Origin of the sequence: Streptomyces sp. NPDC020747 (assembly GCF_044334695.1) — a bacterium.
GTDB lineage: Bacteria > Actinomycetota > Actinomycetes > Streptomycetales > Streptomycetaceae > Streptomyces.
Genome location: NZ_JBIRTJ010000011.1, coordinates 367,855 through 388,288, shown reverse-complemented (window position 1 = coordinate 388,288; position 20,434 = coordinate 367,855). Strand labels below are relative to the sequence as shown.

Here is a 20,434-nt window from a genome sequence, read left to right as displayed (position 1 = left end):
GGACACCCGGGCCGTGGGGGGCACCCCCGACCGCCCCCGCCGGGCGTGGGGGTGTTACCCCCCGGGGTTTTTTACTCCCCGGGGGTTGGGGGGGGCGCGCCCCCCCCCACCCCTCACCACCTCGGCCCTCCTACTCCCGCCAGAACGGCTCGCGCAGCTTGAACTTCTGCAGCTTCCCCGTCGCCGTGCGCGGCAGCGACTCCACGAAGTCGACCCGCTTGGGCGTCTTGAAACCGGCCAGTCGCGTACGGCAGTGCGCGATCAACTCCTCGGCGGTGACGCCCGATCCGTCCGTCACGACGAGCGCGGTCACCAACTCGCCCCACTTGGCGTCCGGAATCCCGATCACCGCGACCTCGCGCACGGCCGGATGCGAGGTGATCACGTCCTCCACCTCGATCGACGAGACGTTCTCGCCGCCCGAGATGATGACGTCCTTCTTGCGGTCGGAGATCACCAAGTAGCCCTCGTCGTCGAGGTATCCGCCGTCCCCGGTGTGGAACCAGCCGCCCGCCTGCGCCTTCGCGGTCTCCTCGGGCTGGTCCCAGTAGCCCTCCAGATTGTGGTTCGACGCGGTCAGCACCTCGCCATCGACGTCCACATCGACGCGTACGCCGAGAGCGGGCGCCCCCGCCCGCCCGAGCCGCCGGGCCCGATCGGTGGGCTCCAGGTCGTCCCACTCCTCCCGGCCGCGGTTGACCGTGACCAGCGGCGAGGTCTCGGTCAGCCCGTAGATCTGGATGAACTCCCAGCCAAGCTCGCCCATCACACGCTCGATCGTGCGGGTCGGCGGCGGCGCTCCCGCGCAGACGATACGTACCCGGTCGCGGCCGGGGATCTCGCCGTCCCAGTCGGCGGCCGCGTCGAGCACGGCGTTCAGGACGGCGGGCGCCGCGCACATCAGGGTGACACCGTGCCGTTCGACACGCCGCAGGATCTCGGCACCGTCGACCTGGCGGAGCACGATGTGCCGGCCGCCGACACCCGTGACGCCGTACGGCATTCCCCAGCCGTTCGCGTGGAACATCGGGAGCGTGTGGAGGTAGACGTCACGGTCGCTGATCGTGGTGTGCAGTCCGAACACGGTGGAGTTCAGCCACAGATTGCGGTGCGTGAGCTGAACTCCCTTGGGGCGGGCGGTCGTTCCGGACGTGTAGTTGACGCTGGCCGTCGCGCTCTCGTCCGGTGAGGCCCACTCCCGCGGTTCCGTGTCGCGCAGGAAGAGATCCTCGTCGTCGCCGAGGACGAACTTGTGCTTGACGTCGAGGGTGTCGAGCACGTCCGCGCAGGACGCGTCCGCGTGGACGACCGAGGCACCGGAGTGCCGGACGATGTAGTCGATCTCCGGCTGGGTCAGCCGGAAGTTCACCGGCACCAGGACGCGTCCCCAGCCGGAGACGCCGAAGAACGAGGTGAGCAGCCGCGCCGAGTTCTGCGAGATCACCGCCACCCTGCCGCCCACGGGTACGTCCAGTTGGTCGAGCTTGGCGGCCTGCGCGCGGGCGAGCGCGGCCAGCTCCCGGTAGGTGAGTTCGCCGAGGCTCGGCCCCGGCTGCTCCGGTTCGTCGACGACGGCGACGCGGTCCGGATAGACGTGGGCCGCACGGTCGAGGAAGTCACGGACGGTCAGCGGGTAGTACACAACAGCACCTCCGGGTCGGTGATGCATACGTACCTACCCCGGCGTTGCGCGATGCCACCAGCGGCCACTACTGTCCGAAGTGCCTAATCAATTAGTTACCTAAGAGGTGGCAGATGAATCCCTTCCGCAAGGCGGTGGAGGACGGCGACCACGCGGCCGTCGTCGACCTGCTCGCCGAGGACGTCGTGTTCACCAGCCCCGTGGTGTTCAAGCCGTACGCCGGAAAGCCGATCACCGCGGCGATCCTGGGCGCGGTCATCGAGGTCTTCGAGGACTTCCGCTACATCCGCGAGATCGAGAACCCGGACGGCCGGGACGTCGTCCTCGTCTTCGAGGCACGGGTGGGCGACCGCGCACTCCAGGGCTGCGACATCCTGCACTTCGACGAGGACGGCCGCGTCGACGAGCTCACGGTCATGGTCCGCCCGCTGTCGGCGGCCCAGGCGCTCCAGGCCGCGATGGCGGCCCGGTTCGAGGCCGTCGAGAAGCAGGCGTCGGGCGCGTCCTGACCGGCCGGGGCTTAGCCTGATCTCCTGCCACGACCAGGAGACGTACGCCCATGACCACCCCCCATTCCGACACGGTGGACGAACCGGCGGAACTCCGCGCGCCCGCCCGGCGGCCCTCGGTCTGGCGAGGACAGGGATCGGCCGTGGCGGCGGTCTCGGTGGGCGGCGCGCTCGGGGCCTCGGCGCGCTACGGGGCCTCGCTCCTGTGGCCCACGCACACGGGCGGCTTCCCGTGGACCACGTTCTGGGTCAACGTCGTCGGATGTTTCGTGATCGGCGCCTTCATGGTCGTGATCACCGAGGTGTGGGCGGCCCACCGGCTGGTACGCCCGTTCTTCGGCACCGGGGTGCTCGGCGGCTTCACCACCTTCTCGACGTACGCCGTCGACATCCAGAGACTTGTCGACACGGGCCGTCCCCGCACCGGCCTCGCCTATCTCGCCGCGACCCTGGTGGCGGCGCTCGCGGCGGTCTGGCTCGCGGTGACGGCCGTGCGCCGGGTCCTGGCGTGGCGGCGGCGCCGATGAACGCCATGGCACGGAGGCGGCGATGACGAGACTGACGGGCAAGGCCCTGCGGGTGACCGTCTTCATCGGCGAGAACGACACCTGGCACCGCAAGCCGCTGTACTCGCAGATCGTGCACCGCGCCCGCGCGGCGGGACTCGCCGGAGCGAGCGTGTTCCGGGGCATCGAGGGCTTCGGCGCCTCCTCGCTGATCCACACCTCGCGGCTGCTGTCGCTGAGCGAGGATCTGCCGGTGGCCGTCGTCATCGTGGACACGGAGGAGCGCGTACGCGCCTTCCTGCCGGAGCTCGACGAGCTGGTGGGGGAGGGGATGGTGATCCTCGACAGCTGCGAGGTAATCCGGTACGTCGGCCGGGAGGAGCCCGCCGGCGGACCCGGCGACACGGGCGGGAAGGGTAAGAAGTCGTTGTGAACTGGGTGCTGGTGATCGTCGGCGGCATGGTCGGCGCTCCGCTGCGCTATCTCACCGACCGCGCGGTGCAGTCCCGGCACGACACGGTCTTCCCCTGGGGCACCTTCACGGTGAACGTCGTCGGCTGTCTGATCCTGGGCACCCTCACCGGCGCGGCCGTGGCCGGAGCGGCCTCCTCGCACCTCCAACTGCTGCTCGGCACCGGCCTGTGCGGGGCGCTCACCACGTACTCGACGTTCTCGTTCGAGACCCTGCGGCTGGCCGAGGACGGGGCCCGCCTCTACGCCGCCGCCAACGTGATCGCGAGCGTGGCCGCGGGACTCGGTGCGGCGTTTGCGGGTGTTTCGGTGGCCGAGGCCCTCTGGGCATAGTCCCGGGGGTCACACCTGGGCGTAGTAGGACTGGCTCCGCCGCGGCCGACGTACGGCTGCCTGCCCGTGCCGCGGCAGCCGTCCGCATGCCCGCCCACCAGAACTGGATCCCATGAGCGCCATCTCCGTCGGTCAGGCCGTCGTCCTCGGAGCCGTCGAGGGGGTGACCGAGTTCCTCCCCGTCTCCTCCACCGGCCATCTCAAGATCACCGAGGGGCTCATGGGCATCCCTGTCGACGACAAGGCCGTCGTCGGTTTCTCCGCCGTCATCCAGGTCGGTGCCATCGCCGCGGTGCTCGTCTACTTCTTCAAGGACATCGTGCGGATCGTCTCGGCCTGGTTCCGGGGCCTGCGGGACCCCGAGGAGCGCTACCACCACGACTACAGGTTCGCCTGGTGGGTGATCTTCGCGACGATCCCGATCGTGGCCGTCGGCCTGGCCGCCAAACCGCTCATCGAAGGACCCCTCGCCTCGCTCTGGGTGGTCGCGGGCTCCCTGATCGTCGGCAGCGGGGTGATGTGGGCGGCGGACCAGATGGGCCGGCACAAGCGCGGCGAGGACGACACCTCGTTCAAGGACGCGATGCTGGTGGGCAGTTCACAGATCCTGGCCCTGCTCTTCCCCGGCTTCTCCCGCTCCGGCGCCACCATGTCCACCGCCCTGATCCTCGACCTCGACCGCGTCGCCGCCACCCGCCTCTCCTTCTTCCTCGGCATCCCGGCCCTCACCGGCGCCGGCCTCTACGAACTCAAGGACGCCCTGGGCGCGGGCACCGGCGCCCTCCCACTGGCTGTGGGGACAGCCGTGTCCTTCCTGGTGGCGTACGCCTCGATCGCGTGGCTGCTGAGGTTCGTGGCGAAGCATTCGTTCAACGCGTTCGTGATCTACCGGATCGTCGTCGGTGTGCTGCTGTTCGGGCTGCTGGGTGCCGGAGTCCTCTGACCGTCCGGGCGAGCGAGGCCCGCGGGCCGGTCTCACGCCCCGGACCCGTCCTTGACAGTCACCTCCCGTTCCCCCCAGGATCACCCCCGTGAACCTGTCAGACAGCCAGACAGCTGGCTCGGTGCCGAGGCGTATCAGCGCCATGGAAGCGGTGCTCGGGCACCTTCGTGGTGCCATCGAGCGAGGTGAGTACGCCGTGGGGGACAAGCTGCCCTCCGAGGCGGAGCTGTGCCGGCGGCTGGAGGTCAGCCGTCCCGTGCTGCGGGAGGCGCTCCGGGCTCTGCAGACCATGGGGCTGACCGTGTCCCGGACCGGCAAGGGCACCTTCGTGCTGTCCAACGGACCCGTCGAGGACCCCACCTTCGGCGACTACGCGGCCAGCGACCTGCTGGAGGTCAGGCGGCACGTCGAGATCCCCGTGGCCGGCTACGCGGCGGCACGGCGCACTCCCGAGGACCTCGACCACCTGGCCCACCTGCTGGAGCGGATGGAGCGCGAGACCGACACCACCGCGTGGGTGGCCATGGACACGCTCTTCCATCTCGCCGTGGCGCAGGCCGCCCAGAACCCGGTCTTCCGCCGCGTGATCGAGGAGATCCGGGACGCGCTGGCCCGCCAGTCGGCGTTCCTGAACGAGCTCGGGGGCCGCCGCGAGCAGTCCAACCGCGAGCACCGCGCCATCGTCGAGGCCCTGGTCGACGGCAGCGCACACGACGCGACCGAGGCGATGGCACACCACCTCGACCGCGTCGAGACGACCCTCACCGCGATCGTGCGCTCCGAGCACACGGACGGCGAGGACACCCCCACGGAAGGCGGACCAAAGGCGTGAGCGAGCAGTCCCTCGAAAAAGAGACAGGGCAGACACGGAAAGCCGCCGTTCATGTCGACGCCGGTGACGCGGGATACAGCAAGTCCCTGAAGTCCCGGCACGTCAACATGATCGCCATCGGCGGGGCCATCGGCACCGGTCTCTTCCTCGGCGCCGGAGGCCGCCTCGCCGACGCCGGCCCCTCGCTCTTCATCGCGTACGCCGTCTGCGGTGTCTTCGCCTTCCTGGTCGTCCGCGCCCTCGGCGAGCTCGTCCTGTACCGGCCCTCCTCCGGCGCCTTCGTGTCGTACGCCCGGGAGTTCCTGGGCGAGAAGGGCGCGTACACCGCGGGCTGGATGTACTTCCTGAACTGGGCGACCACCGGCATCGCCGACATCACCGCGGTCGCCACCTACACCCACTACTGGGGCATGTTCTCCGACGTCCCGCAGTGGGTGATCGCCCTCATCGCGCTCGCGGTCGTACTGACCGTGAACCTCATCTCCGTGAAGATCTTCGGCGAGCTGGAGTTCTGGTTCGCGATCATCAAGGTCGGCGCGCTCGTCGCCTTCATGCTGATCGGCATCTTCCTGCTGGTCACCCAGAACCCCGTGGACGGGACCACCCCCGGCCCCTCCCTGATCACCGACAACGGCGGCCTCTTCCCCAACGGCCTCCTGCCGATGCTGCTGATCGTCCAGGGCGTCGTCTTCGCCTACGCCTCCGTCGAGCTGGTGGGCGTCGCGGCGGGCGAGACCGAGAACCCCGAGAAGATCATGCCGAAGGCCATCAACTCGATCATGTGGCGCGTCGGCCTCTTCTACGTCGGCTCGGTCCTGCTGCTGTCGATGCTGCTGCCCTGGAACAAGTACACCGCCGGAGAGAGCCCGTTCGTCACCGTGCTCTCCAACATCGGCATCCCGGCCGCGGGCGGCGTGATGAACCTCGTCGTGATGACCGCCGCCATGTCCAGCCTCAACTCCGGGCTCTACTCGACCGGTCGCATCCTGCGCTCCATGTCGATGTCCGGCTCGGCGCCGAAGTTCACGTCCGTGATGAGCCGCAGCCAGGTCCCGTACGGCGGAATCCTGCTGACCAGCGGTATCTGTGTACTCGGCGTCGGACTCAACTTCGTCGTCCCCGCCGACGCGTTCGAGATCGTGCTGAACTTCGCGGCGCTCGGTATCCTGGCCACCTGGGGCATGATCATGATCTGTCACCTCCAGTTCTGGCGGAAGACGGAGGACGGCGAGCTGGACCGCCCGAGCTACCGCCTCCCGGGCTCGCCCTGGACCGAACTCGTGACCCTCTTCTTCCTCGCCTCCGTACTGGTCCTCATGTACGCGGACGGAGGAGCGGGCCGCACCACAGTCCTCTGCCTGCCGCTGATCGCGGCGGCCCTGGTCGCCGGCTGGTACGGCGTACGCCGCCGGGTCGAGTCGATACGAAAGCCCGAGGTGGACGCATGAGTCCCAACGCCCTTGCCGATCACGGCTGCTCGCTCGCCGCGGCACCCTCGATCCGAGAACCACTGCACGCGCCCGTCGCACACCTCGTACGCGGCGGAGTCATCGAAGGCATCCACTACGGGTCGGTGGTCGTGCTGGCCGCCGACGGGAGCGTGGAACTGCAGATCGGTGACATCGAGGCGGCCTTCTACCCCCGCTCCGCCCTCAAACCGGTACAGGCCGTGGCGATGCTCCGAGCCGGGCTGCCCCTCGACGGTGACCTGCTCTCGCTGGCCGCCGCCAGCCACTCCGGCGAGGAACGTCATCTCGCCGGCACCCGGCGCATCCTGGAGCTCGCCGGACTCGCCGAGGACGACCTGCGCAACGTCACGGACCTGCCCTACGACCCGGTCGTTCGCGAGGACTGGATCCGCGCGGGCCGACTGCCCTCCCGCCTCGCGCAGAACTGCTCGGGCAAACACGCGGCGATGCTCTACACCGCGCGCCTGAACGGCTGGTCGCTCGACGACTACCTCGACCCCGCGCATCCGCTCCAGCAGGCGATCGCGGAGATCGTCGAGGACCTGACGGGTCAGGCCATCGCCCGCGTCACGGTCGACGGCTGCGGCGCCCCGCTGTTCTCCGTCTCGCTGCACGGGCTCGCCCGCGCCGCAGCCCGGATCACGACGGCCCCGCCCGGCACCCCTGAGGCACGGGTCGCCGACGCGATGCGCGAGCACGCCGAGATGGCGTCCGGCACCGGCCGCGACGTAGCCGCGCTGATGCGAGCCGTACCGGGCCTGCTCACCAAGGACGGCTTCGAGGGCGTACAGGTCGCCGCGCTCCCCGACGGCCGGGCCGTCGCCGTGAAGATCGCGGACGGCGCCGACCGGGCCCGTACACCGGTCACCGCGGCGGCGCTCGCCCGCTGCGGCGTCGACCCGGCCGCACTCACCGAGTTCGCCGGGGCGCCGCTCCTCGGCGGCGGCACGGTGGTCGGAGGCATCCGGCCGACGAGGGCACTCGACCCGCTCGCGGAGTCTCCGGCGCCCTGAGGGACGTCCACCTGACGTGTCACGCGTAAAGCCCGATGTATGGCCCTCCCATCCCCTCTCCGGAAGGAAGCCCGCACCCACATGACCGTCCGCAGTGAGCACGACCTGCTCGGCGACCGTGACGTCCCCGCCGAGGCGTACTGGGGTGTCCACTCCCTGCGTGCCAAGGAGAACTTCCCGATCACGGGGATGCCGATCTCCGCGTACCCGCACCTCATCGAGGCACTCGCCGCCGTCAAGGAGGCCGCCGCCCGCGCCAACGAGGACCTCGGGCTGCTGGAACCCCGGAAGGCGGCCGCGATCGTGGCGGCCTGCCGGGAGATCCGGGACGGGAAACTGCACGACCAGTTCGTCGTGGACGTCATCCAGGGCGGGGCCGGCACCTCGACCAACATGAACGCCAACGAGGTGGTAGCCAACCGGGCGTTGGAACTCCTCGGCCACGCCAAGGGCGAGTACGCGTACTTGCACCCGAACGAGGACGTCAACCTCGGGCAGTCGACCAACGACGTCTACCCCACGGCCGTCAAGGTCGCCACGGTGTTCGCGGTGCGCGAGCTGCTGAAGGCGATGTCCGTGCTGCAGGACGCCTTCGCGGCCAAGGCGTTGGAGTTCCGCGACGTCCTGAAGATGGGGCGTACGCAGTTGCAGGACGCCGTGCCGATGACGCTCGGGCAGGAGTTCTCGGCGTACGCGGTGATGCTGGACGAGGACCGCAGCCGGCTCGCCGAGGCCGTCGAGCTGATCCACGAGATCAACCTGGGTGCGACGGCGATCGGTACCGGTCTGAACGCGCCCGCCGGTTACTCCGAGGCGGCCCGTCAACACCTCGCGGACATCACCGGGTTGCCGCTGGTGACGGCGGCGAACCTGGTCGAGGCGACCCAGGACTGCGGGGCGTTCGTCCAGATGTCCGGCGTGCTGAAGCGGATCGCGGTGAAACTCTCCAAGAGCTGCAACGACCTGCGGCTGCTGTCGTCGGGGCCGAGGGCCGGGCTGAACGAGATCAACCTGCCGCCCGTGCAGGCCGGTTCGAGCATCATGCCCGGCAAGGTGAATCCGGTGATTCCCGAGGTCGTCAACCAGGTCGCCTTCGAGGTGATAGGCAACGACGTCACGATCACGATGGCGGCGGAGGCCGGGCAACTGCAGCTGAACGCGTTCGAGCCCATCATTCTGCACTCGCTGTCCGAGAGCCTCACGCATCTGCGGGCGGCCTGCATGACGCTGGCCGAGCGGTGCGTCAGCGGGATCACGGCGAACACGGAGGCGCTACAGGCGACCGTGGAGAACTCGATCGGCCTGGTCACCGCGCTGAACCCCCACATCGGCTACTCGGCCGCGACGGACATCGCGAAGGAGGCCCTCGCGACGGGCCGCGGCGTCGCCGAACTGGTCCTGGAAAAGGGCCTGCTCCCGGCGGACCGCCTGACGACGCTGCTCCGCCCAGAGATTCTGGCGGGCTCCCAGCGGGGCTGAGGGGGCCGCGCAGTTCCCCGCGCCCCTGAAGGGCCTCTAGTGCCCCCCACTCTCCGGCAGCCGCCCTCCGGACGAAGGGGTCGTGTCGGGGTTTCCGATCGCAGCACGACCTCCCGAGGTCAACTTGATGGCCCGGGATGACACAGCTGCGATCGGATGCCCCGTCGCGGCCCCGACCCAACCACCCAAAGGCGGGCGCATCTTTTAGGGGCGCGGGAGGAACCGCGCACCCCAGCCCCACCCACCCCCGCGGAGCGAACCGTCACAATGGTGATCATGAGCTCGCCCCTGACCTTCCACCCGGTCCTGCAGCGAATCGCCCAAGAGATCGCGGACGCCCCCGACCGAGGCCGCCCGGCCGACTACATCCCCGCGCTCGCGGCATGCGACCCGCACAGGTTCGGCATGGCGGTCGCGGAGCTGGACGGCACGGTGTACGGCGTCGGCGACTGGCGGCACCCGTTCTCGGCGCAGTCCATCACCAAGGTCTTCACCCTCGCCCTGGACCTGGCCAGGGAGGGCGACGAACTCTGGGAACACGTCGGCCGCGAGCCCTCGGGGAACCCCTTCAACTCCCTCGTACAGCTGGAGTACGAGAACGGCATCCCCCGCAACCCGTTCATCAACGCGGGCGCCCTGGTCGTCACCGACCGCCTCCACACCCAAACCGGCAACGCGGCGGACACCCTCCTCGACTTCCTGCGCGCGGAGAGCGGCAACGAACAGCTCGCCATCAACAAGGACGTCGCCGCCTCCGAGGCCACCCGCGGCGACCGCAACGCCGCACTGGGCCACTTCATGGCGTCGTACGGGAACATCGAGAACCCGGTCCCGGTCCTCCTGGACCAGTACTTCCACCAGTGTTCCATCGAGGCATCCTGCGCCGACCTCGCCCTCGCCACCGGCTTCCTCGCCCGCCACGGTATCCGCGCGGACGGCACGCGCCTGCTGACCCAGAGCCAGGCCAAGCAGGTCAACGCGATCATGCTCACCTGCGGCACGTACGACGCGGCGGGCGACTTCGCCTACCGCGTGGGCCTGCCGGGCAAGAGCGGCGTCGGCGGCGGCATCATCGCCGTCGTCCCGGGCCGCTGCACGCTCTGCGTCTGGAGCCCGGGCCTGGACGAGCGGGGCAACTCGGTGGCGGGAGTCACGGCCCTGGCCCGCTTCACGACCCTCACGGGCTTGTCGGTGTTCTGAGGACGGCGCCCCGGAGACGGCCGGACGGCTCCGAGGAGACGGCCGCCGTCCGGTAAGACGGCGGCCATACTGCGGCTGCCGCCCAGAGGGAGACGTGTCGCTTTCCGGCCACCCCGCGTTGACACGCTGACCGAGTGTTGGCCAAGGGTTTCTCCGTCGATCTGCGTCGCTGTCAACTGCTCGGGCTCACGGGCTCGGTCGTCCTCGCGCTGGGAGGCGAGACGGCCGGGGCGCTGCCCGTAAGGGAGTTGCCGGCCCTCGCGTCCGGCCGGGCGGCTCTCGGGCTGGTCGGCGTGTATTTCGGAGTGGTGCTGCTCATAGCGGCCTGGGCCCTGCTGGGGCGGGTGATCCGGGGGCCCGAGCCGCCGAGCCCGCGAGCGCTCCTGGTCGTACTCGCCGTATGGGCCACGCCGTTGCTCCTCGCGCCACCTCTCTTCAGCCGTGACGTCTACAGCTATCTCGCCCAGGGCGCGATGGTCGACGCGCACATCGACGTCTACACGCACGGCCCCGTCATGCTCGGCGGACCGCTCGCGGACGAGGTCGCGCCCGTGTGGCAGCGGACCGCGACACCGTACGGACCGGTCTTCCTCGCGGTCTCCTCCGCGCTGTCCGCGCTGACCCGGGGCGAGGTGCCCGCCGGGCTGTTCGGCATGCGGGTCGTCGCCCTGCTCGGCGTGGCGCTGATGGCCGCCGCGCTGCCGAGGCTGGCCAGGCACAGCGGCGCCGATCCGGCCGCCGCGCTGTGGCTCGGCGCGCTCAACCCGCTCGTACTGCTGCACCTCGTCGCCGGAGCGCACAACGACGCCATCATGCTCGGTCTGCTGGGCGCGGGACTGGTGGCGGCACTCGGCCGGTGGCCCGTCCTGGGCGCCGTGCTCGTCACGCTCGCCGCCCTGGTCAAGGTCCCCGCCCTGCTCGGCCTCGCGGCCGTCGTGGCTCTCCAGGTGCGGGCCGGCCGGAGCATGGCGAGAGCCGTCGCCACGACCACGGCCGCCGCGGTGGCCACCACCGTCGCCGCAACGGCCGCCGCCGGTACGGGATACGGCTGGATCGGAGCCCTCAAGACGCCCGTGTCGCCGGAGAACCTGTCGCCCACCAGTGTCCTCGGCCGTGCCACCGGCGCCCTCCTCCAAGGCCTGGGCAGCGATCTCGCTCCCTTCGCGCTGCCCGCCTGGCACGCCCTCGGCCTCGTGGCCACCGCCGTCGCCGTACTCGGCATTTGGCTGCGCAGCCCCCGCCTCAGCCCCGTCTACGCGCTGGGCCTCAGCCTGGCGACGGTGGCCGTGCTCGGCCCGGCCGTCCGCCCCTGGTACGCGCTGTGGGGGCTGTTCCTCATCGCGGCTGCCGCGCCCAGCACATCCGTACGCCACCGGGTCGCCGCCGTGACCGGCGCCCTCGCGCTCGCGGTTCTGCCCAGCGGAAGTCCGCCCGACGCCGAGCAGCTGGCCCTGGCGGTGTCCGGCGGGATGCTCGCGCTGGTGGTGCTCTGGCAGGCCCGCCAGACGACGACCGCACCCGTCCTGGGGCGGACCGCATGAGGCTGACCGGCACAGATCGCGGGCGGCTGCTCTTCGTGCTCGCCCTCGCCACCGCCGTTGCCGTCTTCACCGCGACCGTGCCGCTCCTGCGGGACTGGTTCGACCTGCGGGTCTACCACGGGGCAGTCGACGCCTGGATCCACCACGGCGGCAGCGTCTACGACTACCGGGTGCCGGGGACGGAGTACGGCTTCACGTATCCGCCGTTCGCCGCGGTCAGCATGCTGCCGATGGCGCTGCTCCCACTGCACGCCGCGATCGCCGCGGGCCTGCTGCTCAACCTCGCCGCGACGGCCTTCGTCCTGCGCGTCCTGTACGTCCTGGCGGGGGAGCGGCTGCGCAGGCACGGCTGGTTCGGGCTGGCCGTCACGGTCTGTCTGCTCGCCCTTCTCGAACCGGTCCGCGACACCTTCAGCTTCGGCCAGGTCAACCTCGTGCTGCTGGCCCTCGTCCTCGGCGACGCCTGGCTGCTGTCGACGGGCCGTGCGCGCTGGGCGGGCGTCGGGATCGGGCTCGCCGCCGCGATCAAGCTGACGCCCGCGATCTTCATCGTCCTGCTGCTGCTCGCCAGACGTCCCCGAACCGCCGGAACCGCGGTGGGCGTCGCCGCGGCGGCCACCGCGCTCGCGGCCTGGGTCATGCCCGGCGCCTCCCGCTTCTACTGGACCGAGGCGGTCTGGGACACCACCCGCATCGGCCGCCTCGACTACGTCTCCAACCAGTCGCTGCAAGGCGTACTGGCCCGGCTCGCCGACCCCGGCGAACCGAGCCGCGCCGCCTGGGCGTTGGCGGCGCTGGCCGTGCTCGGCGTGTGGGTGTGGCGCGCGCGCCGGGCGCTGGCCGCGGGCGACGTCCTCGGCGCCTTCGCCCTCACCGGACTCGCCGCCTGTCTCCTCAGCCCGATCACCTGGGTGCATCACCTCGTCTGGCTGCTGCCGTCACTCGCGATCCTGTTCGGGGAGGGGCTCAGGCGCAGGCGTCTGCTGTGGATTGCGGGGGGCCTGTACGTACTGCTGTGCAGCAGTGTGGTGTGGCTGTGGTTCGACGACGCGTCCGGCATCGACGGCTTCGTCGGCAGCAACACCTACGTGTGGATCACCCTGGGCCTGCTCCTCGGGCTGCCCGTCGGTCAGGCACGGGTGAACCGCCCGCCGTGGCGGCGCAGGGCCAGCGACACGGCACCCGCGCCCAGTCCGGCGGCGCCCGCGAGGGTCCCCGCCTCCGCCAGCCAGCCGGCGGAGCCGTCCTCGACCGCCATGGCCGCGGGCACTACCGTCGGGCCCGCGGTGGACACGCGGCGCGGCGGCAGGAGCGAGCCCACCGGCTCGACACGCCCGGCGGCCCCGAAGCCCCAGTCGAGCAGTGAACGCGCCTCCTCGTACACGGTGAATCCGCCGCCCGCCTGAGGGTTCATCACCGTGACGACGAGCGTGCGCCCACCCCGGCGCGCGGCGGCGACGAGCGTGTTGCCCGCCTGGGAGGTGTAGCCGTTCTTGACGCCGACGAGCCCCCGATAGGGCGCGACCCCGTCGGCGCCGGTGAGCAGCCGGTTGGTGTTCTGGATCTCGAACGACCAGCCTCCGGCCGGGAACTTGGCGCGGACGGTGGCGGCGTACCGCGCGAAGTCGGCGTTGCGCAGCCCGGCCCGCCCGAAGACGGCCAGGTCGTACGCGGACGACACCTGGCCCGGCGTGTCGTACCCGTCGGGCGAGACGACCCGCGTGTCGCGCGCGCCCAGGGACCGGGCCTTGGCCTGCATCTGGGCGGCCGTGCTGCGCCAGCCGCCGTTCATCTCGGCCAGTACGTGCACGGCGTCGTTGCCGGAGTTCAGGAAGACGCCCCGCCACAGGTCGGCGGCGTTGTAGGTGCGACCCGCGGCGATGCCGACCCGACTGCTGCCGGGGCCCACGCCCGCCAGTTCCTCCTCCGTGACGGTGTGCCGGACCGCCGCGGGCAGCATCGGCAGCACGGTCAGCGCGAAGAGGGTCTTCAACGTGCTGGCGGGCGGCAGCTTGAGATGGGCGTTGTGTGCCGCGAGCACCTCACCGGTCTCGGCGTCGGCCACCACCCACGACCTGGCGGAGACGTCCTGCGGCACCCTGGGCGCCCCGGCCCGGGGCCGTACCTGGGTCCCCGGCCGGTCCAGCGTCGAGGGCCGCGCGGTGGCGGGTTTCGACGCGGAGACGTGGGGAGTGGCCTGGGCGGCTCCGTCGTGGGCGGCGGCGGCCGTTCTCGGCGCGAAGGCCAGCGCGCCCACCACACAGGCGGCGGAGCAGCAGACGGCCGCACGGAAGGGAAATCCGATTGTCATACCGCCAACCTAGGAACGCGCAGGTCACATCCCCGGCTGCCCGGGCCGGGCGGCGGCATCGAGCACCCGGATGCCGCAGCGGCCCTGGACCTGCCCGGTCCTGGGCGGGCCGGCGAGGTCCACGTCTACTGGCCCGTGGGCACGGTCGGCTGGACCTGCCGCAGGAAGGTCGCGTTGTCCGGCGTCCGGCGCAGCTTGTCCAGGAGCGTCTCCAGTCCGGCCTGCGGGTCCCCGCGGGAGAGCAGAGCGCGCCGCAGGCCGCGTACGGCCCCCAACTCGGCGGCCGGGACGAGGAGTTCCTCGCGACGGGTGCCGGACGGGGTGATGTCGACGGCGGGGAAGACCCGTCGGGACGCGAGGCCGCGGTCCAGGCGGAGCTCCATGTTGCCGGTGCTCTTGAGCTCCTCGAAGTAGTAGTCGTCGGCGCGGGAGCCGGTCTCCACGAGGGCGGTGGCGATGATCGTGAGCGAGCCGGCCTCCTCGGTGAGGCGCGCGGCTCCGAAGAACCGCTTGGGCCCGTGCAGCGCTGCCGCGTCGACACCGCCGCTGAGGGTGCGGCCACTGGTGGCGGCCGCGTTGTTGTGCGCCCGGCACAGCCGGGTCAGCGAGTCGAGGAGGATCACGACGTCCTGGCCGGCCTCGACCAGCCGCTTGGCGCGCTCGACGGCCAGCTCGGCGAGCGCGATGTGCTGCTTCGGAGCCTGGTCGAAGGTGGAGGCGAGCACCTCGCCCCGTACGGAACGGCGCATGTCGGTGACCTCCTCGGGCCGCTCGTCGAGGAGTACCACCATCAGATGGGCCTCGGGGTGGTTGCCGGCGACGGCGGCGGCCATCTGCTGGAGCAGCACGGTCTTGCCGGTCTTGGGCGGGGCGACGATCAGGCCGCGCTGGCCCTTGCCGATCGGCGCGACCAGGTCGATGAGGCGGGTGGTCGCACCGCCCGCCGGGTGTTCGAGCCGCAGCCGCTCACGCGGGTGCAGCGGGGTCAGGTCATGGAAGTGCGGGCGGCCACGCAGCTCAGCCGCAGGCAGGCCGTTGACCCGCTGGACCTCGGTGAGGGCCCGCTGCTTGCCGCGTACGCCTTCGACGAGGTCGCCCTTGCGCAGTCCGTGTCGGCGGATCAGCGCGGCGGAGACCTGGAGGTCGGCGGGCCCGGGGAGCAGGCTCTCGGCGCGCAGGTGGCCCTGCCCGTTCGAGGTGATGTCGAGTACGCCGGTGGCCTGCTCCTGTGTGACGGGAGTGGGCGGGCGTTCGAGTGTGGTGGTCATGGTGGGTGTCCTTTCGCGGACGGTTCAGGTGGTCATGAGGGATGGGGGAGAGGCCGGCTCGGGGGCGGTATGGACACACCCCGGCGGCGGAGACATCACCTCTCGTGCCGTGCCATGCCGCGTACGGCGGACGGGGAGACCCGTGGCCGGACACGCCGTGGAAGTCGCACGACTCGCACACGTCGTGCCTGTACGAGGTGAGGTGGTGCGGAGAAGCTGCTTCGCCGGTCGGAAGGGACGGACGGTTCAGCTGGATGAGAGGTACTTCAACACCGGCGCCCGGGAAAGGGGCGTACACAAGTGCTGATGGCACTGTAGCACTACTCCCTCTGGCGAGGGCCGGATGGCCGGATCCCATGGCGTTGACAGGGGAGATGCCTCGCGTCACGGTGGTCGGCATGGTCGATGCCGGGATCGTCGAACGCGTAAGGGAACTGCGGCCGTTGATCCGGCGGAACGCGCTGCGGGCCGAGCGGGAACGGCGTGTTCCCGACGAGGTCGTCGCCGCGCTGACGGGCACCGGCATCCACCGGATGAACGTCCCGCGGCGCTACGGCGGTTACCAGACCCCGCTGCGCACACAGGTCGACGCCTTCGCGGAGATCGCCGTCGAGTGCGGCTCCACGGCGTGGATGACACTGAGTCAGGCCGGGGTCTCGTACATCGCGGCGCTCTTTCCCGACGAGGCGCAGGACGACTTCTTCACCGGGCCGAACGGGCCCGACGCGAGGATCGGCGGCACGCTCATACCCGGCGCCACGGCGGTGCCGTACGACGGGGGCTATCGGGTGGACGGCGCCTCGGCCTTCGCGACCGGCTGCCATCACGCGGACTGGCATCTGCTGACGGCCGCCGTCACGCCCGCCGACGGTTCGCCGCCGGAAGGGCCGCCCGAGATGATCTGGGCCGCGGTGCCGATGTCCGAGCTGGAGATCCTGGACGACTGGCATGTCACAGGTCTCGCCGGTACTGGCAGCAACACCGTCGTGGCCCGGAACATTCCCGTCCCCGCACATCGCGTGCTTCCGGTCGGACCGATGCTCGCCGGGCAGTTCCCGTCCAAGGCAAACGCGGACGACCCCTTCTACCGCATGCCCGTGCTGCTGCTGTTCTGCGCCTGGGCCGCGCCGGTGGCACTGGGGCTGGCCCGGGCGGCGATGACGGAGTTCGGCGAGCGCATCCACCGGCGCGGCATCACGTACACCTTCCACGAGCGGCAGAACGAGGCCACCGTCACCCATCTCCAGGCGGCCGAGGCGCAGATGAAGATCTCCGGCGCCGAGCTGGTGGCCGCCCGGCTGACCGCCGAGATCGAGACCAAGGCCCGCGACGGCTCCCCGTACGCCCTGGCGGAACGTGCCAGGATCCGTGCGGAGTGCGGCTATCTGACCCGCCTCTGCAAGGAGGCCGTCGAGCTGCTCGCCTCCGCGGCGGGTGCCTCCTCGCTCCAGCGGGAGGTGCCCATGCAGCGCATCGCCCGCGACATCAACGCCCTGTCCCTGCACTCCTTCATGAACCCGGCCACCAACCTGGAGATCTACGGCCGCGTCCTGTCGGGAGTGGATCCGGGAACACCCTTCCTGTGACGGCGGCGGGTGCGGACGGCGGCGAGGACGATTCCGGCGACGACAGCCAGGAGATTCGGTTGGACAGCAGCCAGGCCATGCACACCCCTGCCGTCCCACCGCACCGGATGGATCCGGCCGGCGGCTGCCCGCACGCCGACAACGCGCGCCTCCTCGCGCGCGGCGCCGTGGCGTCGGTCGTCCTGCCCGGCGGCGTGGCGGGCATGGCGGTCCTCGGGCACGAGGCGCTCAAGGAGTTCCTCGCCCACCCCGAAGTCGCCAAGGACGCCAGGCACTTCACCGCGTTGCGCGAGGGGCGGATAGCCAAGGGATGGCCCTTGACGACCTTCGCGACCGTACGAGGAATGACGACCGCGGACGGCGACGACCACCGGCGGCTGCGCTCCCTGGTGAGCAAGGCGTTCACGGCCCGGCGGGTCGAGCAACTGCGGCCCCGGATCGAGGAGTTGACGGACGCACTGCTCGACGACCTGCACCGCGCGGCCGAACAGGGCGGGGGAGTGGCCGATCTGCGCGAGCACTTCGCGCTGCCGCTGCCGATGGGTGTCATCGGGGAACTGCTCGGGGTCGACGCCGAGTACCGCGACCGGCTGCACCACCTCTCGAACCAGGTCGTCGCCACCGACATCGGGCCCGAGAAGGCCATCGCCGCGAACAAGGAGCTGGTGGCCGTGCTGGGCGCGGTGGTCGCGGACCGGACCGAGCGGCCGGGCGACGACCTCACCAGCGCCCTGATCACCGCCCGCGACGAGGGCGGCGACCGGCTCACCCACGAGGAGCTCATCGGCACCCTGGTACTGATGATCATCGCCGGGCACGAGACCACGCTGAACCTCATCACCAACGCCGTACGCGCCCTGTGCGGCCACCGGGACCAGCTGAAGCGGGTCACGAGCGGCGAGGCGAGCTGGTCGGACGTGGTCGAGGAGACGCTGCGCTGGGACGCGCCCGTCAGCTACTTCCCCTTCCGCTATCCCGTGCGGGACCTGACGGTCGACGGGACCGTGATTCCCCAGGGCACGCCCGTCCTCGCCGGGTACTCGGCGGCAGGGCGCGACCGGGCCGTGCACGGGCCCGACGCGGACCGCTTCGACGTCACCCGGCCCGCCCGGCCCGGCACCACCCGGCATCTGTCCCTCGGCCACGGCGCCCACTACTGCCTCGGCGCCCCGCTGGCCCGTATGGAGTCCACCATCGCCCTGCAGCGGCTGTTCGCGCGCTTCCCCGGCCTCGACCTGGACCCGCCCCAGGCGGACCTCGCCCGCCACGCCGGCTTTGTGGGCAACAGCGTCCGGGCGCTTCCCGTGCGGGTGTCGCCGCGGGTGTGAAGTCCGCTCGCCCGAATGATCGTCCCGAACAATCATGGGGATGTGTCGATCCGGCGCGGGTCCGTTCGTCGGTGGGGTGCAGGGACCAGAAACTGAGGGAATTCAGGAGGACCGGTCATGAAGTACGTGATGTTCATCTGCACCCCCGTCGGCGGCCAGGAGCTCAGCCCCGAGGAGATCGCCGACGACCCCCGCTTCACCTCGTACATCGACGAGGTGCGCACCAGCGGCGTGGTGACGGGCGGCGCACGGCTGCGGCCGGCCACCGACGCCACCACCGTGCGTGTCCAGGGCGACGAAGTCCTGCTCAGCGACGGGCCGTTCGTGGAGTCCAAGGAGTACGTCGCCGGCTTCGACATCATCGAGGTCGCCGACCTCGACGAGGCCATCGCGCTGGCGTCCAGGCATCCCGCCGCGCTCGGCGGCGGTTCGGTCGAGGTGCGGCCGGTCTGGGAGTGAACGAGAACCGAGGGCCGGACGGTGTCGAGGAGGCCGTCGCCGCCGCCTTCCGTGAGGAGTGGGGCCAGGTCGTCGCCACCCTGATCAGGGTGACCGGCGACTGGGACCTCGCCGAGGAGTGCGCGCAGGACGCCTTCGCCCAGGCCCTCGACCGGTGGCGGCGGGACGGAGTGCCGCGCCGCCCCGGCGCCTGGCTGACCACGACAGCGCGCAACCGCGCCATGGACGTGCTGCGCCGGGAGGCGGTGGGAGCGGCGAAACTGCGGGAGGCGGCGGTGCTGGCACGGGACGGGGGACCCTTCGACCCGCACGACCCGGACTTCGACAACGACAGCGGGGTGACGGACGACCGGCTGCGGCTCCTCTTCACCTGCTGCCATCCCGCGCTGCCCATCGAGGCCCGGGTCGCCCTGACCCTGCGCACCCTCGCGGGGCTCACCACGCCTGAGATCGCCCGCGCCTTCCTCGTCCCCGAGGCGACGATGGCGCAACGCCTCGTGCGCGCCAAGCGGAAGATCCGCAACGCCGGGATCCCGTACCGCGTACCGCCCGCGCATCTGCTGCCCGAGCGGACGACCGGCGTGCTGGGCGTGGTGTACCTGCTGTTCAACGAGGGGTACGCGGCCACGTCCGGCGCCGATCTCCTGCGGACGAACCTCTGCGCGGAGGCCGTCCGGCTCGCCCGGGTGCTGGCCCGGCTCATGCCCGACGAGCCCGAGGTCCTCGGCCTGCTCGCGCTGCTCCTGCTGCACGACGCCCGGCGGAACACCCGGGTGGACGCGGCCGGTGACCTGGTCACTCTGGAGGACCAGGACCGTACTGCCTGGGACCGGGCGGAGGTCGAGGAGGGCGCCACCCTGCTGGAGACGGCGCTGCGCCGCGGGCGGCCGGGGCCGTACCAGATCCAGGCCGCCATCGCGGCCTGCCATGTCACCGCGGCCACCGCCGAGGAGACGGACTGGGCCGACATCGCCGCGCTGTACGGGGAGTTGGCACGCCACGTGCCGTCCGACGTCGTCAAGCTGAACCGTGCGGTGGCCGTCGGCATGTCCGAGAGCCCCGAGGCCGGTCTGACCCTGGTGGCGGAGCTGGAGAAGGCGGGCGACCTGGCCGGATACCACCTGCTGCCCGCCACCCGGGCGGACCTCCTGCGACGCACGGGACGCATGAGCGAAGCGGCCGAGGCGTACGAGAAGGCGCTGGAACTGGTGGAGAACGACGCCGAGAGGCGGTTTCTGGAAAAGCGGCTCGCGGAGTGTCGATCGGCGTAGGAGCGGTTCGTCGGTGGGGTGAAAACACCCGACGACACCGGAGGCCCTGATGACCGCCACCGTTCCCACTACCCCCGCCGGTTCCGCCACCCCCACCCGGCGGACCGACAAGCTCCTCGCGCTGCTGTCGCCGCGCCGTCGGCGGCCCGTGTCCCACGCGGCGCAACTCTCGACCAGCCACAGCCCGGGAGGCGGCGGCCCTGACACCGGCCCGGACGTCTGGCTCGCGGCCCTCCGACTGGGGAGCTGAGCCATGGCCGCCACGACACCTCC

The 20,434-nt window shown here is 71.2% G+C and carries 19 protein-coding genes and 1 pseudogene; 17 read left to right on the top strand and 3 right to left on the bottom strand.

What is annotated here, in order from left to right; all coding sequences use genetic code 11:
* Nucleotides 1-130: 130 nt before the first annotated feature.
* The gene (locus ACH4YP_RS28860) at nucleotides 131-1,642 is read right to left on the bottom strand and encodes an AMP-binding protein (protein WP_398493386.1); all 1,512 of its coding nucleotides are present in this window, start codon (nucleotides 1,640-1,642) and stop codon (nucleotides 131-133) included.
* A 113-nt stretch (nucleotides 1,643-1,755) separates the two neighbouring features.
* Here ACH4YP_RS28860 and ACH4YP_RS28855 point away from each other — a divergent pair, with 113 nt between their 5' ends.
* The 12 genes from ACH4YP_RS28855 to ACH4YP_RS28800 all read left to right on the top strand — a co-directional run bounded on the left by ACH4YP_RS28855 (nucleotide 1,756) and on the right by ACH4YP_RS28800 (nucleotide 13,344).
* Complete coding sequence (locus ACH4YP_RS28855; protein ID WP_361061903.1) at nucleotides 1,756-2,151, top strand: nuclear transport factor 2 family protein; 396 nt, start codon at nucleotides 1,756-1,758, stop codon at nucleotides 2,149-2,151.
* A gap of 50 nt (nucleotides 2,152-2,201) precedes the next feature.
* Nucleotides 2,202-2,678: a fluoride efflux transporter CrcB gene (gene crcB / locus ACH4YP_RS28850; RefSeq protein ID WP_361061906.1), complete on the top strand. Its 477-nt coding sequence runs from the start codon at nucleotides 2,202-2,204 to the stop codon at nucleotides 2,676-2,678.
* A 22-nt stretch (nucleotides 2,679-2,700) separates the two neighbouring features.
* Nucleotides 2,701-3,090 (top strand): DUF190 domain-containing protein, encoded by a 390-nt coding sequence (locus ACH4YP_RS28845; RefSeq protein ID WP_361061909.1) that lies wholly within the window; start codon nucleotides 2,701-2,703, stop codon nucleotides 3,088-3,090.
* Nucleotides 3,087-3,461 (top strand): fluoride efflux transporter CrcB, encoded by a 375-nt coding sequence (crcB, locus tag ACH4YP_RS28840; protein ID WP_361061912.1) that lies wholly within the window; start codon nucleotides 3,087-3,089, stop codon nucleotides 3,459-3,461. The genes ACH4YP_RS28845 and crcB (ACH4YP_RS28840) overlap by 4 nt, the downstream gene beginning before the upstream one ends.
* A gap of 112 nt (nucleotides 3,462-3,573) precedes the next feature.
* Nucleotides 3,574-4,404 (top strand): undecaprenyl-diphosphate phosphatase, encoded by an 831-nt coding sequence (locus ACH4YP_RS28835; RefSeq protein WP_361061915.1) that lies wholly within the window; start codon nucleotides 3,574-3,576, stop codon nucleotides 4,402-4,404.
* A gap of 88 nt (nucleotides 4,405-4,492) precedes the next feature.
* On the top strand, nucleotides 4,493-5,236 hold the full coding sequence (locus tag ACH4YP_RS28830) for a FadR/GntR family transcriptional regulator (protein WP_361061918.1): 744 nt from the start codon (nucleotides 4,493-4,495) through the stop codon (nucleotides 5,234-5,236).
* The gene (locus ACH4YP_RS28825; RefSeq protein WP_361061921.1) at nucleotides 5,233-6,684 is read left to right on the top strand and encodes an amino acid permease; all 1,452 of its coding nucleotides are present in this window, start codon (nucleotides 5,233-5,235) and stop codon (nucleotides 6,682-6,684) included. Before ACH4YP_RS28830 ends, ACH4YP_RS28825 begins: the two co-directional genes overlap by 4 nt.
* Nucleotides 6,681-7,718, top strand: a complete 1,038-nt coding sequence (locus ACH4YP_RS28820) for an asparaginase (protein ID WP_361061924.1) — start codon at nucleotides 6,681-6,683, stop codon at nucleotides 7,716-7,718. The genes ACH4YP_RS28825 and ACH4YP_RS28820 overlap by 4 nt, the downstream gene beginning before the upstream one ends.
* A gap of 81 nt (nucleotides 7,719-7,799) precedes the next feature.
* Entirely contained in the window at nucleotides 7,800-9,197 is a 1,398-nt protein-coding gene (gene aspA, locus ACH4YP_RS28815; RefSeq protein ID WP_398493381.1) for an aspartate ammonia-lyase, read from the top strand.
* Between the two features lie 267 nt (nucleotides 9,198-9,464).
* Nucleotides 9,465-10,397: a glutaminase gene (locus tag ACH4YP_RS28810; RefSeq protein ID WP_361061930.1), complete on the top strand. Its 933-nt coding sequence runs from the start codon at nucleotides 9,465-9,467 to the stop codon at nucleotides 10,395-10,397.
* Nucleotides 10,398-10,531: 134 nt separating this feature from the next.
* Nucleotides 10,532-11,938: a polyprenol phosphomannose-dependent alpha 1,6 mannosyltransferase MptB gene (gene mptB, locus ACH4YP_RS28805; RefSeq protein ID WP_398493379.1), complete on the top strand. Its 1,407-nt coding sequence runs from the start codon at nucleotides 10,532-10,534 to the stop codon at nucleotides 11,936-11,938.
* Nucleotides 11,935-13,344 carry a glycosyltransferase 87 family protein gene (locus ACH4YP_RS28800; RefSeq protein WP_398493377.1) on the top strand — a complete coding sequence of 470 codons (1,410 nt, stop codon included), beginning with the start codon at nucleotides 11,935-11,937 and terminating at the stop codon, nucleotides 13,342-13,344. The genes mptB and ACH4YP_RS28800 overlap by 4 nt, the downstream gene beginning before the upstream one ends.
* Before the next feature lie 59 nt (nucleotides 13,345-13,403).
* On the opposite strand, the pseudogene ACH4YP_RS28795 reads toward ACH4YP_RS28800, so the two are convergent.
* Both ACH4YP_RS28795 and rho read right to left on the bottom strand, forming a co-directional pair.
* A pseudogene (locus ACH4YP_RS28795) lies at nucleotides 13,404-14,249 on the bottom strand (D-alanyl-D-alanine carboxypeptidase family protein); the annotation flags it as partial.
* A gap of 125 nt (nucleotides 14,250-14,374) precedes the next feature.
* A complete protein-coding gene (rho, locus tag ACH4YP_RS28790; protein ID WP_361061939.1) occupies nucleotides 14,375-15,517 on the bottom strand; it encodes a transcription termination factor Rho in 1,143 nt (380 codons plus the stop codon).
* 374 nt (nucleotides 15,518-15,891) lie between these two features.
* On the opposite strand from rho, the gene ACH4YP_RS28785 reads away from it, so the two are divergent.
* The 5 genes from ACH4YP_RS28785 (at nucleotide 15,892) to ACH4YP_RS28765 (ending at nucleotide 20,411) form a co-directional block, all read left to right on the top strand.
* Nucleotides 15,892-17,103 carry a flavin-dependent monooxygenase gene (locus ACH4YP_RS28785; protein ID WP_398493374.1) on the top strand — a complete coding sequence of 404 codons (1,212 nt, stop codon included), beginning with the start codon at nucleotides 15,892-15,894 and terminating at the stop codon, nucleotides 17,101-17,103.
* A gap of 77 nt (nucleotides 17,104-17,180) precedes the next feature.
* A complete protein-coding gene (locus ACH4YP_RS28780) occupies nucleotides 17,181-18,431 on the top strand; it encodes a cytochrome P450 (protein WP_398493419.1) in 1,251 nt (416 codons plus the stop codon).
* Between the two features lie 117 nt (nucleotides 18,432-18,548).
* Nucleotides 18,549-18,890: a YciI family protein gene (locus tag ACH4YP_RS28775; protein WP_398493372.1), complete on the top strand. Its 342-nt coding sequence runs from the start codon at nucleotides 18,549-18,551 to the stop codon at nucleotides 18,888-18,890.
* Entirely contained in the window at nucleotides 18,887-20,161 is a 1,275-nt protein-coding gene (locus ACH4YP_RS28770) for an RNA polymerase sigma factor (protein WP_398493370.1), read from the top strand. Before ACH4YP_RS28775 ends, ACH4YP_RS28770 begins: the two co-directional genes overlap by 4 nt.
* 49 nt (nucleotides 20,162-20,210) lie before the next feature.
* The gene (locus tag ACH4YP_RS28765; protein WP_361061951.1) at nucleotides 20,211-20,411 is read left to right on the top strand and encodes a hypothetical protein; all 201 of its coding nucleotides are present in this window, start codon (nucleotides 20,211-20,213) and stop codon (nucleotides 20,409-20,411) included.
* Nucleotides 20,412-20,434: the final 23 nt, after the last annotated feature.

Excerpts from the sequence above, each read along its gene's own strand:
- ACH4YP_RS28855 (WP_361061903.1), top strand. The coding sequence starts at position 1,756 with ATGAATCCCTTCCGCAAGGCGGTGGAGGACGGCGACCACGCGGCCGTC.
- ACH4YP_RS28775 (WP_398493372.1), top strand. The coding sequence starts at position 18,549 with ATGAAGTACGTGATGTTCATCTGCACCCCCGTCGGCGGCCAGGAGCTC.
- ACH4YP_RS28820 (WP_361061924.1), top strand. The coding sequence starts at position 6,681 with ATGAGTCCCAACGCCCTTGCCGATCACGGCTGCTCGCTCGCCGCGGCA.
- ACH4YP_RS28835 (WP_361061915.1), top strand. The coding sequence starts at position 3,574 with ATGAGCGCCATCTCCGTCGGTCAGGCCGTCGTCCTCGGAGCCGTCGAG.
- ACH4YP_RS28785 (WP_398493374.1), top strand. The coding sequence starts at position 15,892 with ATGCCTCGCGTCACGGTGGTCGGCATGGTCGATGCCGGGATCGTCGAA.
- crcB (WP_361061906.1), top strand. The coding sequence starts at position 2,202 with ATGACCACCCCCCATTCCGACACGGTGGACGAACCGGCGGAACTCCGC.
- ACH4YP_RS28845 (WP_361061909.1), top strand. The coding sequence starts at position 2,701 with ATGACGAGACTGACGGGCAAGGCCCTGCGGGTGACCGTCTTCATCGGC.
- ACH4YP_RS28800 (WP_398493377.1), top strand. The coding sequence starts at position 11,935 with ATGAGGCTGACCGGCACAGATCGCGGGCGGCTGCTCTTCGTGCTCGCC.
- aspA (WP_398493381.1), top strand. The coding sequence starts at position 7,800 with ATGACCGTCCGCAGTGAGCACGACCTGCTCGGCGACCGTGACGTCCCC.
- ACH4YP_RS28810 (WP_361061930.1), top strand. The coding sequence starts at position 9,465 with ATGGTGATCATGAGCTCGCCCCTGACCTTCCACCCGGTCCTGCAGCGA.
- ACH4YP_RS28765 (WP_361061951.1), top strand. The coding sequence starts at position 20,211 with ATGACCGCCACCGTTCCCACTACCCCCGCCGGTTCCGCCACCCCCACC.
- ACH4YP_RS28780 (WP_398493419.1), top strand. The coding sequence starts at position 17,181 with ATGCACACCCCTGCCGTCCCACCGCACCGGATGGATCCGGCCGGCGGC.
- rho (WP_361061939.1), bottom strand. The coding sequence starts at position 15,517 with ATGACCACCACACTCGAACGCCCGCCCACTCCCGTCACACAGGAGCAG.